This is a genomic window from Allobosea sp. RIT-PG3_2 (genome assembly GCF_057321085.1).
This window is the reverse complement of sequence record NZ_JBXWCA010000002.1, coordinates 394,380-407,726: the sequence shown is the minus strand read 5'-3', so window position 1 is coordinate 407,726 and position 13,347 is coordinate 394,380. Positions and strand designations below refer to the sequence as shown.

The window sequence follows — 13,347 nt, the reverse complement described above, 5'->3', positions numbered from 1 at the left end:
AAGGCGCTTCAGTTCCCCGAGTTCGGCAGGCGCGGCAGGGGCAGGAAGTCGACGCCCTCCTCATGCAGCATGCGGGCGTCGTCGGCGTTCGCCTCGCCATAGATCGCACGCGCTTCCGTTTCGCCGTGATGGATCTTCAAGGCTTCGTCGGCAAAGCGAGTCCCGACATGCTCCGCATTCTCGCGGACATGGCTGTGGAGCGCGGTCAGCATCTCGCGGAAGGCGATCTCCTTGTCGCTCATCAGGGCCATTGGCGCAGGCGTGCCCGACGGCGCGGGAGCTTCCGCTGCGGGCTCGGCCGCTGCGCGCTGGCCGAGATCGGTACGCGCGACATTCGGCGCCATCACCGCGCGCTCGACCTTCGCGCTGTTGCAGAGCGGGCAGGTCACGAAACCGCGCCTGGCCTGTTCCTCAAAGCTGGCCGAGCCGGAGAACCAGCTCTCGAACTCGTGGGCATTGTCGCAGATGAGGGTGTAACGGATCATATCGTCTCAGATGGTGGCGCTTGGCCACCAGCGCAAATAGGCACGGCAGGGTAGCACGGCAGGAAGCCCGGAGGGGCGTCCCGCTCAGGCCGCCAGCAGCTTGTCGAGCTCGCCACGGGCATCGAGCGCATGGATGTCGTCGGAACCGCCGACATGGCGCTCACCGATGAAGATCTGCGGAACCGACGTGCGCCCGCCGGCCTTTGCCGTCATCGTCTGCCGCAGATCCGGCTTGCCGTCGACGTCGATCTCGGTGAAGGCGACCCCCTTCCGGGTCAGCAGGGACTTGGCGGTCTTGCAATAGGGGCACCAGGAGGTGGTGTAGATCGTGACCGGCGGCATGGGCTGGAGTCTCTCTTGATAGCGCTTGATCTCATGTAGTGATTTCCCGGCCATCCGTCACGACCCGCGCGAATGTCAGGATGTCGATCTCCCGGGCACCGGCCCGCAGCAGGGCACGGGCCGCGGCATTGGCGGTCGCGCCGGTGGTCAGCACGTCGTCGACCAGCAGGATGCGCCGGCCTTCGACCTGCGGCCGCATCGCATCCGGCACCCGGAACGCGCCCTGGAGGTTGTCGGCGCGCTGGGAGCGCGTGAGCCCGACCTGCTGGCGCGTGCGCTTGACGCGGACGAGGGCCGTCGGCCGGAGCGGAAGCCCTGCCTGACGGGCCACGACGCCGGCCAGCGCGGCGGCCTGGTTGAAGCGCCGGCTCCAGAGCCTCGTGCGGTGGAGCGGGATGGGCGCCACGATCTCTGCCTCGCCGAGAAGTTCGCGGCCGGCCTGCGCCATCATGCGGCCGAGCGTCAGGGACAGCTCGACGCGATCGCCGTATTTCAGGCGGTGCACCAGCTCGCGCGCCACGCCGTCGAAGCGGCAAACGGCCCGCGCCCGCGCGAAGACGGGCGGATCGGCGATCGCGGCCGGCGACAACAGGCCCGCCCCGAGATCGACGGCAAAGGGTGTGCCGAGCCGCTCGCAATAGGGGCGCTCGATGAAGCCCATGCCGCTCCAGCAGGCCGGACACAGCGCCTGCGCCTCGCCCGTCGCCGCCTGGCAGGCGATGCAGATCGGGGGATAGACGACCGACACCAGGCTGCCGAGCCCGGCCCTGAGCACGGCGTGTCCGCGCCGAAGGACGGCGTGGAGTGGATATCGTCGCTGCTCGCCCTGCGTCACGAACCGCTTCCCCAAGGCCGTCCCTGCGGCGTCTGCCCGCTGGAGCGGCCTGAAGGCGCGTCCGGCGGATGGCCCTCAGCATCGAACGTTCCGGAGAGGCGGGCAATCCCGCCGCGTATCTCTGTGGTCGGATGCGAAACGGCGTCGTCGCGCTTCACGAATCTTTTGTCGGGATCACCGCAAAAAGCAGTTGCGGCGGCGCGGTGGTCCGACTACATAGGCGCCCTCGGCCAGCGCTGCTCCCTTCGTCTAGCGGTCTAGGACGTCGCCCTCTCACGGCGAAAACAGGGGTTCGAGTCCCCTAGGGAGCGCCACCGATTTCCGCGGCTCAGGTTCGGCTCTGTCGACGGGCCACGCGGCGGTAGAGCAGATATAAGCCGCCAGCGATACGGGAACGGAGGCTGTGCCGCCTGTCGAGACTCGTTGAAGGCCCGGGCAGCGCCGCGAGCATGTTCGAGAAGGCGAGATACTGTGTCCTGAGATCGGCGAGCCGCCGGCTGGCATAGGCCATCTGGGCTTCGGCCTCGGACAGCATCTGCTCGTCTTCCGGCTCGCGCTCGAAGTAGATACCGCTCTCGTTTCCCAGAAGCGATGCTGCGCGCAACCTGGCTTCCTCCAGGCGTCGATCGAGCCCTTTCCGTTCTTGCTCCAGGCTGCGTCTGGCCCTCAACAGCGCGAGCCGAACCGCCTGGTTCCGGCCGTCATCCGTCTGTTGATCGCGATCGGGCCTGCGGAAGCGCGTGATCATCGACATGGGGCAGGGACCTCCCGACGTCGAGACAGCAATTGATGTGCCAATCAGCGCGGCAAGATACGATTCAACGCTGAGCGGAGGCCGGTGCGGGGCTCGTCGCCGGGCCTGTTCGCGAGACGCGCCACAATCATCGCCGCAGCGAATGCGCCGCAGCTCGCGACGAGCGAGGCCAGCATGACGGCAGGCAACGGCCCCAGCGGCCAGGCCATGACGACCGTGAGCCCACCGCCGATCAATGCGGCTAGGAACAGGACAAAAATCATCGGCCACCATTCTCTGACGACGCAGGAAGCCTCGTCAGGACTATACGCGCTCCGCGGGCCGGCACCAATTTGAATCAGGGCCTCGAATCCCGCCAGCCGCTCGATATCATCGGCCATGGCCGTTAAGCCCAGGTGAACTCCGCCGGCGCTTGGCAGAGAACTTGCTATGAGACGCCCTTGTAGCTGTCGAGGGCGTCAATGGTGCTTCGTCGATCTGCCACCGCGTCGAACTGCCGGATCGTGCCGCCACGGCTCGCGCCCCTGCTTGCCGCTGTTGTCGGCGCCTTCTGCTTTGTTTCGACGGTTATGGCCGGCGAGCCCAGCTATCGGGTCGGCCCCTCGGACAAGGTCAGGATCAAGGTTTCCGAATGGAGGCCGAACTCTCGCGAAGTCTTTGAATGGACGGGGCTGAGCGGCGAGTTCACGGTCAATTCCGGCGGGCTGATCTCGCTCCCCATCGTGGGATCGGTGTCGGTCGACAACAGGACGACCGACGAGATCGCGGCGCTCATCGCGGATCGTCTCAAGGTCTCCGCAGGGCTGGTCAATGCTCCCGCCGCGGCTGTGGAGATCGCCCAGTATCGGCCGATCTATGTCGTCGGGGCCGTCGAGAAGCCCGGCGAATACGCCTACCGCCCGGGCCTCAACGCGCTTCAGGCCATCAGCATCGCCGGTGGCTTCCAGCGGGCCGAATTCGCTCTCGCGCGGTTCGAGCGCGAGACCATCGTCGCGGACGGAGAAATCCGCCTGCAGGAGACGCAAAGGCTCGCGCTGCTTCTGCGCCGCGACCGCCTGTTGGCGGAAGCCCAGAAGGCCGATGCGATTGCCTTCTCGCAGGCCCTGCAGCGCTACCCCGATGCCCCGTCCGCGGCGCAAGGCATGCGGGAGGAGACGATGCTGTTCAACGCCCGGCGGACCGCGCTGCTCTCCCAGTTGACGCTGCTGCAACAGGCGAGATCGCTGCTCGAGGATGAGTTGAGGACGCTTGGGGCCAAGGAGACCAATCAGCGGAAGCAGGTCGATCTGGTCCGCCGCGAACTCGACAACATCAACACCCTGATGAGCAAGGGGCTTGCGGTGAGCCCGCGCCAGCTCGCCGTCGAGCAAAACCTCGCCCAGCTCGAGAGCCAGTCGCTGGACCTGATCGTGGCGATGGCGCGGGCCAAGCAGGAGATTGCTCGTACCGAACGCAACAGCCTTGATCTGCAGAACCAGCGCGATGCCGACGTCAGCAGGGAGTTGCGGGAGGCGCAGACGAGCCTCAAGCAGGCCGATGACCGGATTGGCTCGCTCAAGCTGCTGATCAACGAATCCGGTACGATCGGGCCGCGGCTCGAAACTGAGCAGTCGCGCGCCGCGTCCCGCATGTCGATCGTTCTGATCCGCCGGGAAGGTGGTTTGACGAAGCAGTTCGCTGCCGAGGAGACGTCAAGCGTGCAACCCGGCGATCTCATCAAGGTCGAGCGTCCGCAATTGCAGGCCATCGCGCCTGATTTGCTGTCGCTCGACAGGCGAAAGAGCGATGATGCCGGCGTGAAGCAAAATTGAGATCCAATGAATCTATAAAAAAGACGGGGGGAGGAGAGTGGAAGCGACGACCTGACCAAAGGGACGCCATGAGTTTGGCCTCGGATACGAAGCTGCGTGTCTTCATATGCGACGAACACCCGATCCTCGTGGCCGGAGTGCGATCGTTTCTCGGACGCTCGCCCGATATCGAGGTGGTCGGGGAAGCAAGTTCCGCTGGGGCATTCTTGCCTCTGATAAGCGAGGCATGCCCCGACATCATCATCGTCGACGCTGCTCCAGGCGGGATTTCGCTCATCAGGTGCCTCGTCCAGGCATTCCCCAATGCGCGCATCATCTGCCTGTCCGAGCAGGACGACCATCGCCATATCGGAGAGGCCTTGGCGGCCGGGGCGCGCGCCTATGTCCTGAAGACCTCGCCGGGCGAGAGCCTGCTGCGTGCGGTCGAGGCGCTCCGCCGGGGAGGCCAGTATGTCGAGGGCCAGGGGGTACGTGCCGGCGGACAGCTGGCCGGCGGCTCGAATGCTCACCGGACGGTGCTCAGCGAGCGTGAAGTCACGGTCCTCAGGCTGGTGGCCTTCGGCTATAGCAGCAGGGAGATCGCAACGCGCCTGGGCCTGACGACAAAGTCCGTCGAAACCTACAAGATCCGGGCGACCGGGAAACTCGAACTTCACGGCCGCTCCGACATCATCCAGTACGCCATCGTCATGGGGTGGTTCCAGGGCGTGGCGCGGCCCGCCTCTATCGCGGCGCCGAATTAGACCGCCAGCAGCGCCCCCGCCTGAATTTGGTGTGGTTGGGTCTGGGCTACCTCTCCCCTTCCTGTAGGCCGGATTGCTCTCTTCGTGCTGCCATAGGCGGATGGTCGGCAATGCCGTGTCCAGGGTGACATTCCCTAAGGGAGTGGCTCAATTTAACCCAAGGTAATGCAAATTAATTGGGCGAATGAATTGTCGTAATACGCTCGGTCGCAAAGCGATGAATTTAGAGCCATTTTCGTTCTCGTTTTGTAGGGTATTTTCTGATGGCTGGTTGAAAAAGCATCATCTTATGTATTGATAGTATAAATAGTAATCAGCAACTAAATTGATCTTGCAGTTTGTTTAACTTGGGTTGATATTTTCTTAAGCGACGTTGTCGTCTTACGGCCAAGGGTGATGCCATGGCGAAATCAAATCGACCGTCTGGCCTTTCTCTTCCGCGTCCAGTCGGTACGCGGCTGAATCCCAAAGTTCGGTCTGCTGCGGAACGTGCCGCCAAGCGTTCGTTCGACGTTGTTCTGGCGCTCGTGCTTCTGGCTTTCCTGATCCCGTTGCTCGTCGCGCTCTCGGCGGTGATCAGCGCATCCGATGGCGGCCCGGCGCTCTTTCGTCAGAGGCGGGTCGGCAGACAGGGCAAGCCGTTCACCTGCCTCAAGTTCCGGACGATGCGATGCGACGCGGAAAAGGCGCTTAACGACCTCCTGGAAGCGGACTCCGAGGCCGCGCGGGAGTGGACAGAAAATCAGAAGCTCTCTTGCGATCCACGCATTACGCCGCTCGGGCAATTCTTGCGGCGCACGAGCCTGGACGAGTTGCCCCAACTGCTCAACATCCTGTCCGGGGAGATGAGCTTCGTCGGGCCGCGGCCGATCGTGGAAGCCGAAATCGCGCGATATGGCGAGGCTTTCTCGCAGTGCTTCTCGGTGCCTCCGGGCCTGACCGGTCTCTGGCAGGTGAGCGGGCGCAGCGACTGCGGTTATGTCACGCGAGTGGCGCTGGATGCGCGCTATGCGCGCGACTGGACCCTCGCGCTGGACCTCCAGATCCTCGTGCAGACCGTTCCTGCCGTGCTTTCGGGGAGGGGAAGTCGATGAATTCGGGCCTCGTCTCCAGCCTCAAGCTTTCATGCCTGCACAAGCGATGCTCCCCGCCGGCTGCCGATACGCGGCGGGGCGTGCGGTCCCACAGGACGACAGCGGAGGCGGCGCCATGAAGGTCGCGATCATCCACTACTGGCTGGTCGGCATGCGGGGCGGCGAGAAGGTCGTCGAGTCGCTGTGCCGCATCTATCCCGACGCGGACATCTTCACGCATGTCTACGTGCCCGAGGCCGTCTCCGAGGAAATTCGGCGGCATCGGGTCATTCCGAGCTTCATCAATGGCCTGCCCCGGGCCCGAAAGATGTATCAAAAGTATTTGCCGCTGATGCCGCTCGCGCTCGAGCAGCTGGATTTGCGCGGCTACGATCTGATCATCAGCAGCGAATCCGGGCCTGCGAAAGGCATCGTGCCTCCGCCCGGCTCGATGCACATCTGCTATTGCCACTCGCCGATGCGATACATCTGGAACATGTTCCACGATTATCGCGAGAGATCGGGTTTCATCACGCGATGCATGATGCCTATTTTCGCGCATTACATCCGCAATTGGGATGCAAATTCCGCGAGCCGCGTCGATCACTACATCGCGAATTCGGAGACGGTCGCAGGAAGGCTGTACCGTTACTATCGCCGGGCCGCTGCGGTGATCAACCCGCCGGTCAATGTCGATGCGTTCGAGGTCGTGCCGAACGAGGCCGTCGAGAACTACAGCCTCATGGTCGGCGAACTCGTGCGCTACAAGCGGCCGGAGCTGGCGGTCCAGGCCTTCAACGAATCCGGCCGTGAGCTCGTCGTCATCGGCGGCGGCGAAATGCTGGGTGAATTGCGCCGGCTTGCGAAGCCGAACGTCAGGATTCTCGGACCGCAACCCTTCGACGTACTGCGGCATCACTATTCCCGGTGCAGAACGCTGATCTTCCCCGGCGAGGAGGATTTCGGGATCGTTCCGCTCGAGGCCATGGCCAGCGGTCGTCCCGTCGTCGCCTATCGTCGCGGCGGGGCCACCGAGACGGTCATCGAGGGCAAGACCGGCATCTTCTTCGACGAGCAGAGCGTCGAAGCCATCATCGCGGCCGACAACCGGGCGCGCGCGATCGCCTGGGATTCCGGCGCGATCGCCGACTATGCGCATGGTTTTTCGCGGGATGTCTTCGAAACGCAGATCAAGCTGCACATCGAGCAATTGCTGAAGCCGCTGCCGAACACGATGCGGAAAGCGGTCCTGCATTCCGGACTCACGCCGCAGCTCGCCCCGGCGGGAGGTTGAGGAATGCGTCGTGACAGGGACCGCATCGCCAACGCACCGGGAACGCGTTCGCCCGGGCTCGCAGAGCGCGATAGCCCCCGCAACCCTTGTTGAGTGAGTGCCGTGCAGACGATCTACGAAACCGAGCAATATGCCGACCGGAATCCGAACTGGCACGAAGAGGATTCGCCCTGGAAGGCGAAGCATGTCGCCGAGATCATCAGGAAGAACGATCTCGACTTCGAGACGATCTGCGAGGTCGGCTGCGGTACGGGGGAGATTCTGCTCAACCTCGCCGCCGCGTTCCCCGAAGCAAGGTTTTCGGGCTACGAGATCTCGCCGCATGCCTATCGGCGTGCGAAATCGAAGGAGACCAATCGTGTCCGGTTCCATCTCGCGAACCTGATCGAAGAGGATGGGCCCCATTTCGATATCCTCGTCATCGCCGACGTCGTCGAGCATGTCGAGGATTACATTTCTTTCCTGAAGAGCCTGAAGGACCGTGCCCGCTACAAGGTGATCCACGTTCCGCTGGACCTTTCGGTTCAATCGGTTCTGCGGGCCTGGCCGATCATGGGGCTCAGGGAGAGTGTCGGGCATCTCCACTATTTCTTCAAGGACAGCGTCCTCGCGACGTTGAAGGACTGCGGATACGTCGTCCTCGACTACAAATACACGGCGAGCCGGCTGGAGCTTCCCAATCAGGCCTTCAGCAGCCAGCTGATGCGGCTGCCGCGCCGGCTCCTCTATTCGGTCAATGCGGATTTCGCCGTCCGCATGCTCGGGGGCTATTCCCTGATGGTTCTGGCGGAATAGCCATGGATGGCGGGCGCAGACAGGTCGCGGGGCATCGGAGCCAGCAGTTTCTCCAGCAGGATTCGGGAGGCCGCCGGACATGATGCTGGAGCCGATCGGCCTGGTCACGGTCCTCATCGGGATCGCCTGCCTTCTCTCCACGATCGAAGCCTCTCTCGTCGGCCTCGGTATCGCGGCCGTGCTGGGCGCGGCCTGCGCGCTGTTCGTCGGCGGGGCGAATGTCCAGCCGGGCCACCTGTTCCTCGGCTTCGTCGTGATCGCGGCCCTCAGCCGCAGGCGGGAGGCCAGCACCGCGATCCGGGCGCTCAACCCCGATGAGCCCGGCTTCTGGCTCGCCTGCCTCGCGATATACGGGGTCGCCAGCGCCTTCTTCGTGCCGCGCCTGTTGGCGGGCACGACTGACATCGTCGCGTTGGGAACCTCGATCTACGAGGATAATGGCTCGACTGTGCCGCTGACGCCGGTCTCGAGCAATCTCACGCAGAGCGTCTATCTGATCGCCAATCTCATCTGTTTCCTTGCGGTCGTGGCGATCGCCACGACGCAGAAGGGGTTCGAGGCGGTTCTGAAGGGCGTCCTGGCCTATTGCGCCGCCAATCTCGCCTTCGCGGCGATCGATCTTGCGACCTTCTATTCCGGCACGCAGGCCGTGCTCGAATTCATGCGCAACGCCCAGTACGTGATGCATACAGAGGACCAGGTCGCCGGAATGAAGCGCATCGCAGGCTCGTTTCCGGAGGCCTCGGCATTCGCGCGCTCCACGCTCGGCGTGTTCGGCCTGACCGGAACGCTTTTCCTCTGCGGTCGATACACGCTCCTGACGGGAGGCCTTGCCGTCTGCGCGGCTGTCTCCCTTGTCTTCTCCACCTCGTCGACCGGGCTTGCCGGGGCGCCGGTGATGTTGCTGCTGCTTTACGCGACCGCCACCCTCCGCGCGCAGCGGCCGGGCGGTCGCACGGCGGCGGTGGTCGTGGTCGCAGCACCGGCCGCCGCGGTCGCGGTGTGCATCGGCGTGATGCTGGAACCGACGCTGTCCCAGATCATCCAGGACTATTTCAACCTGGTTCTCCTCGACAAATCGTCTTCGGATTCCAGCATCGAGCGCAGCGCCTGGAATGCGATATCGTTCCAGAACTTCCTGGATACCCACGGCATCGGGGTCGGGCTCGGCACCGCCAGGGCGTCGAGCTTTGCAGTCGCCCTGCTGGCGACGGTGGGTGTTCCCGGCGCGCTCTTCTATGGGGCCTTTCTCGCCAGCGCGCTTTTCATGCGGCAGGGCATTCCGGGCAGCTTCGCCACCGATGTGCGCCTCGCCGCTCGCAACGGCTGCATCGGCCTGCTGCTGGGCGACATGCTCGTCAGCCCGGTGATCGACCAGGGCCTGTTCTTCTACATGCTCGCCGCGCTGGCCGCCGCACGGCCGAAGGGCGAGACGGATACCGCGAGATCGATGATCCCCGGCTTTCCCGGCAGGAGGCTGCCGGCATGAGTTCCACGACCGGCTTCGCCATCAACGGCCGCTTTCTGACGCAACGGGTGACCGGTGTGCAGCGCTACGCCCGCAACGTCGTTGCCGCGATCGACGCGGCGCTTGTCGAGCGCGGACAGGCTGCGGCGATCATCGGGCCGCGCCGTGTCGACGATCCTGGCTTTCAAGCGCTGCCGCTAACCCGCACAGGCCGTCTCTCCGGCCATGGCTGGGAGCAGCTCGAACTGCCGATCTCGTTCTCCGGTCCGCTTCTCAACCTCTGCAACACCGCGCCGCTGGCAAAGGGCGAGCAGATCATCTGCATCCACGATGCGAACGTCTTCACCGCTCCCGGCAGCTATGGCCGGGCGTTCCGGGAACTCTACACCCGGTTGCAGCCGCTTTTGGTGCGCCGCGCGGCCCGCATCGCGACGGTGTCGCAGGCCTCGGCGCGGCAGCTCGCCCGCTACCTGCCGATCCGGGCGGAAGAGATCGCCGTGCTGCCGAACGGCCACGAACATGCCCTTGCCTGGCGGCCGGAGCGCGCCGAGACGGCGCCGCTGCTGCTCGCGGACAGGGCGGGCCGCCGCTTCGTGCTCGCGCTCGGCTCGCGGGCGCGACACAAGAACCTGAAGCTCCTGATCGACATCGCTCCCCAGCTCGCTGAAAGCGACATCGATGTCCTGATCGCCGGGGGCGAAGGCGACATCTTCGCGCCGGAAGCGCTGCGCGCGGCGCCCAATGTCCACCTCCTCGGCCGCCTGTTGGATGATGATCTCGCTTATCTGATGGACAGGGCGCTGTGTCTCGCCTTTCCGTCGCTGACCGAGGGCTTCGGTCTGCCGATCGTGGAGGCGATGGCACGCGGCTGCCCCGTGGTCTCGTCCGATTGCGCGAGCATGCCCGAGGTCTGTGGCGATGCCGCGCTCCTTGCCGCACCGACGCAGCCTGAGGCCTGGATCAGCTCAATTCTGACTCTCGCCGGGTCTCCCGGCTTGCGCGAGGAGCTGAGCGGGAAAGGGCGCGAGCAGGTGGCGTCCTTCTCCTGGGCGCAGACCGGCGCCGGCTATCTCGATCTGCTTCGCCAGCCGGCGGCGTCGCTGTCCGGGCGAGCGGCCGACCTGTCGCGGCGGCCGCATATCGCAGTCGTCATCGCCACGCGGGGCCGCCCCGATGTGGTCTCCCGCACCGTCAGGCATCTCCTCGCGCAGCAATCGCTGAAGCCGACTGACGTCATCGTCTCCTGTTGCAGCCGCGAGGATGCCGGCGATCTCGTCGGCACCTCGGACGCGACGGTCGTGACCGGCCCCGCAGGGCTGGCTGCCCAGCGCAATACGGCGCTGGCCCGGCTGCCGCCTGGAACCGAAATCGTCGTATTCTTCGACGATGACTTCGTCGCGCACCGGGACTGGTTGGCGCGGGCGGCGGAGGCCTTCCGGGACGACGTCGACGTGGCCGCGCTCACAGGCCGCGTCCTGGCGGACGGCGCCACGGGGCCGGGCATCGGCTTCGAGGAGGCCAGCCGGCTGGTCGAGCATGTTCCACGCAGCGACTGGTCCTGGATCGACAGCTACAGCCCCTATGGCTGCAACATGGCCTTCCGTGTTTCGCAGCTCGGCGATCTGCGCTTCGACGAGCGCCTCGTGCTCTATGGCTGGCTCGAGGACCGGGACTTCGGCGCTGCGCTCGCCAGGAAGGGCGGTCGCGTCGCCAAATCCGCAGAGCTCGTCGGCGTTCACATGGGCGTCAAGAGCGGCCGGATCGCGGGCGACCGCCTCGGGTACTCACAGGTCGTCAATCCGCTCTACATGCTCCGGAAGGGAACCATGACCTTGCCGCAAGTCGCCGGGCAGCTGTTCCGGAACATAGCGAGCAATATCGGCAAGGCCGCCTGGCCGGAGCCGTTCATCGACCGTCGGGGGCGCCTGCGGGGCAACGTACTGGCGATCGCCGACGTGCTCCGGGGGCATGTCCAGCCGGAGCGGGCGGCATCGATCACACTCGGTTCGGAGAGGGCATGATGCATAAGGGGTTCACCGGGGGGCGTCGCCTGCAAACGGTCTGGCCGATCGACGAGGTTTCCACCGCGCCGGCGGAGGACGGGCCGCTCGCCTTGCTGAGATCGGTTGGAGCCAAGGTGCGGCGCTATGCGGTCCCGCTCGGTCTGTGGACCGGCCTCTGCATCCTCGCAGCGGGCCTTTACGCTTACACGGCCGTGCCGATCTATTCCGCCACCGCGACGCTCCTGCTCGAGCCGAGGCGCGGAGTGTCTCGCGGTGTCGGGGAGCAGGCGGGTGCAGGGACATTGGACCTCAACCGTGCCGACAGCGAGATTCAGGTCATCCGCTCGGAGCGCCTGTTGAATGCGGTGTTCGAGGGGCTCGGCCTGGCCGAAAAGCCCGAGTTTCTGCCGCAGGGGGGCGCAGCCGTCGGAAACCTCGCGAACTGGCTGCGCCGGGTCGCCGGTAGCCAGGTGCGGGGAGGCAGGCGTGCCGTGACCGGCGAAAACCCCGGTGAGAACAAGGGCGCTGGTAACGAAGCTTCGTCGCCCGCACCCGACGCGGCCCTGACGCGGCAGGTCGCATTCGAGAATTTCGCGCGACGCCTGACCGCCCGGCGCGTCGGACAATCCTATGTCGTCGAGATCACCTATTCGTCGTCCGATCCCGCCCTCGCGGCTCAGGTCGCGAATGCCGCCGCCTCGGCCTATATCTGGCAATCCGTCTCGTTCAAGGCCGAGCTCGCCCGGAACGGAGCGGAGAATCTCCAGGGACGCGTGAACGCGCTGGATGCGCAGGTCGAGGCCGCCGGGCGTGCCCTGAACGAGGGCGTCGTGCCGGCGGGGCCGACGCCGGACGCCGATGCCCGGGTGATCGGGGCCGCGCTACGTCCGCTCGCGCCCTCGGCACCGCGAAAGACGCTGATCCTGCTGCTCGGGGCGATCGGTGGCCTGATGAGCGGCCTGATGGTGGCCGCGCTCGTCGGGGCTTTCGATCGCAAGCTGCGCGGCTCCGGCGATCTGCCGCGGCAGGCGGGCTTGCCCTGCCTGGCCAGCATCCCGCAGGGCAACGGCGGTCGCGGCGCAAGGCGTCGGTCCGAGGCGGAAATGGAGCGCCTCGCCGTCACGCATCCGACGAGCGCCTACGCATTGGCCGTCCGCCGGCTGCGCACCGCGGTGGCGCTGGCCTGCTCCGCCAGCAGGCCGGGAGAGAACATGGTCGTCGCCTTCGTCGCCTGTGACACCGGAGCCGGCACAACGACGCTGGTGATGAATCTGGCGCGGGTGATCGGCCGCAGCGGGACGCATGTCACCGTGCTGAATACGGAAGGCCCGGACCGCTATGAGCTTCAGGGTGGCGGGGCCGTGACCGTCGTCGACGCCTTGGCCCATCGCGCGCTGCCCGCTCAGCTGTCCTGCTTCAGGCTGGACGATGTTTCGGTCCTGCCTCTTCTCTCCGCGACCGAGGATCTGAACCATTTCGCTGACTTCAACGACCCGTGCGTGGACGCCATGATCGACGCCGTCAGGCAGAAGGGCGACGTGCTGCTCAATCTGCCTCCGGTCGGCAGCGAGATGGATACGCTCGCTTTGGCCCAGCACGCCGACGCCGTCATCCTGGTCGCAGTCGCCGGGAGCACGCGCATCGACGAGGTCGCGGAGGCTGCGCGCTCCCTTCGAGCCGGGGGAGCGAACGTCATCGGTGCCGTCCTGAGCAACGCGGCGGCCTAGCTGCCGCTGTCGAGAGG

At 65.5% G+C, this 13,347-nt stretch carries 13 protein-coding genes and 1 tRNA gene; 9 read left to right on the top strand and 5 right to left on the bottom strand.

The window, feature by feature from the left end:
- Positions 1-8: 8 nt before the first annotated feature.
- The 3 genes from AC2FAN_RS07635 to AC2FAN_RS07625 form a co-directional block, all read right to left on the bottom strand.
- Positions 9-485 carry a DUF1178 family protein gene (locus tag AC2FAN_RS07635; protein ID WP_476805272.1) on the bottom strand — a complete coding sequence of 159 codons (477 nt, stop codon included), beginning with the start codon at positions 483-485 and terminating at the stop codon, positions 9-11.
- Positions 486-569: 84 nt separating this feature from the next.
- Positions 570-827 (bottom strand): glutaredoxin 3, encoded by a 258-nt coding sequence (gene grxC, locus AC2FAN_RS07630; RefSeq protein ID WP_476805271.1) that lies wholly within the window; start codon positions 825-827, stop codon positions 570-572.
- Between the two features lie 31 nt (positions 828-858).
- On the bottom strand, positions 859-1,602 hold the full coding sequence (locus tag AC2FAN_RS07625) for a ComF family protein (RefSeq protein WP_485173731.1): 744 nt from the start codon (positions 1,600-1,602) through the stop codon (positions 859-861).
- 298 nt (positions 1,603-1,900) lie between these two features.
- On the opposite strand from AC2FAN_RS07625, the gene AC2FAN_RS07620 reads away from it, so the two are divergent.
- Positions 1,901-1,976, top strand: a tRNA-Glu gene (locus tag AC2FAN_RS07620).
- A gap of 14 nt (positions 1,977-1,990) precedes the next feature.
- On the opposite strand, the gene AC2FAN_RS07615 is transcribed toward AC2FAN_RS07620, so the two are convergent.
- Together AC2FAN_RS07615 and AC2FAN_RS07610 are read right to left on the bottom strand one after the other, a co-directional pair.
- Positions 1,991-2,410, bottom strand: a complete 420-nt coding sequence (locus AC2FAN_RS07615) for a hypothetical protein (protein ID WP_485173284.1) — start codon at positions 2,408-2,410, stop codon at positions 1,991-1,993.
- A gap of 50 nt (positions 2,411-2,460) precedes the next feature.
- Positions 2,461-2,796: a hypothetical protein gene (locus AC2FAN_RS07610; protein WP_476805268.1), complete on the bottom strand. Its 336-nt coding sequence runs from the start codon at positions 2,794-2,796 to the stop codon at positions 2,461-2,463.
- Positions 2,797-2,877: 81 nt separating this feature from the next.
- On the opposite strand from AC2FAN_RS07610, the gene AC2FAN_RS07605 reads away from it, so the two are divergent.
- The 8 genes from AC2FAN_RS07605 to AC2FAN_RS07570 all read left to right on the top strand — a co-directional run bounded on the left by AC2FAN_RS07605 (position 2,878) and on the right by AC2FAN_RS07570 (position 13,330).
- Complete coding sequence (locus tag AC2FAN_RS07605; protein WP_485173283.1) at positions 2,878-4,227, top strand: polysaccharide biosynthesis/export family protein; 1,350 nt, start codon at positions 2,878-2,880, stop codon at positions 4,225-4,227.
- Positions 4,228-4,295: 68 nt separating this feature from the next.
- A complete protein-coding gene (locus tag AC2FAN_RS07600; RefSeq protein WP_485173282.1) occupies positions 4,296-4,970 on the top strand; it encodes a LuxR C-terminal-related transcriptional regulator in 675 nt (224 codons plus the stop codon).
- 401 nt (positions 4,971-5,371) lie between these two features.
- Positions 5,372-6,064 (top strand): sugar transferase, encoded by a 693-nt coding sequence (locus tag AC2FAN_RS07595; RefSeq protein ID WP_476805265.1) that lies wholly within the window; start codon positions 5,372-5,374, stop codon positions 6,062-6,064.
- Positions 6,065-6,179: 115 nt separating this feature from the next.
- Positions 6,180-7,337 carry a glycosyltransferase gene (locus tag AC2FAN_RS07590; protein WP_485173281.1) on the top strand — a complete coding sequence of 386 codons (1,158 nt, stop codon included), beginning with the start codon at positions 6,180-6,182 and terminating at the stop codon, positions 7,335-7,337.
- A gap of 102 nt (positions 7,338-7,439) precedes the next feature.
- Complete coding sequence (locus tag AC2FAN_RS07585) at positions 7,440-8,132, top strand: class I SAM-dependent methyltransferase (RefSeq protein WP_485173280.1); 693 nt, start codon at positions 7,440-7,442, stop codon at positions 8,130-8,132.
- A 79-nt stretch (positions 8,133-8,211) separates the two neighbouring features.
- The gene (locus AC2FAN_RS07580) at positions 8,212-9,621 is read left to right on the top strand and encodes a hypothetical protein (RefSeq protein ID WP_485173279.1); all 1,410 of its coding nucleotides are present in this window, start codon (positions 8,212-8,214) and stop codon (positions 9,619-9,621) included.
- The gene (locus AC2FAN_RS07575; protein WP_485173278.1) at positions 9,618-11,621 is read left to right on the top strand and encodes a glycosyltransferase; all 2,004 of its coding nucleotides are present in this window, start codon (positions 9,618-9,620) and stop codon (positions 11,619-11,621) included. Before AC2FAN_RS07580 ends, AC2FAN_RS07575 begins: the two co-directional genes overlap by 4 nt.
- Positions 11,618-13,330 (top strand): P-loop NTPase family protein, encoded by a 1,713-nt coding sequence (locus AC2FAN_RS07570; RefSeq protein WP_485173277.1) that lies wholly within the window; start codon positions 11,618-11,620, stop codon positions 13,328-13,330. Before AC2FAN_RS07575 ends, AC2FAN_RS07570 begins: the two co-directional genes overlap by 4 nt.
- The last annotated feature ends 17 nt before the right edge of the window (positions 13,331-13,347 follow it).

Coding starts and splice junctions, on each gene's coding strand:
- AC2FAN_RS07610 (WP_476805268.1), bottom strand. CDS start 2,796: ATGGCCGATGATATCGAGCGGCTGGCGGGATTCGAGGCCCTGATTCAA.
- AC2FAN_RS07570 (WP_485173277.1), top strand. CDS start 11,618: ATGATGCATAAGGGGTTCACCGGGGGGCGTCGCCTGCAAACGGTCTGG.
- grxC (WP_476805271.1), bottom strand. CDS start 827: ATGCCGCCGGTCACGATCTACACCACCTCCTGGTGCCCCTATTGCAAG.
- AC2FAN_RS07590 (WP_485173281.1), top strand. CDS start 6,180: ATGAAGGTCGCGATCATCCACTACTGGCTGGTCGGCATGCGGGGCGGC.
- AC2FAN_RS07595 (WP_476805265.1), top strand. CDS start 5,372: ATGGCGAAATCAAATCGACCGTCTGGCCTTTCTCTTCCGCGTCCAGTC.
- AC2FAN_RS07600 (WP_485173282.1), top strand. CDS start 4,296: ATGAGTTTGGCCTCGGATACGAAGCTGCGTGTCTTCATATGCGACGAA.
- AC2FAN_RS07580 (WP_485173279.1), top strand. CDS start 8,212: ATGATGCTGGAGCCGATCGGCCTGGTCACGGTCCTCATCGGGATCGCC.
- AC2FAN_RS07615 (WP_485173284.1), bottom strand. CDS start 2,410: ATGATCACGCGCTTCCGCAGGCCCGATCGCGATCAACAGACGGATGAC.
- AC2FAN_RS07605 (WP_485173283.1), top strand. CDS start 2,878: ATGGTGCTTCGTCGATCTGCCACCGCGTCGAACTGCCGGATCGTGCCG.
- AC2FAN_RS07635 (WP_476805272.1), bottom strand. CDS start 485: ATGATCCGTTACACCCTCATCTGCGACAATGCCCACGAGTTCGAGAGC.
- AC2FAN_RS07575 (WP_485173278.1), top strand. CDS start 9,618: ATGAGTTCCACGACCGGCTTCGCCATCAACGGCCGCTTTCTGACGCAA.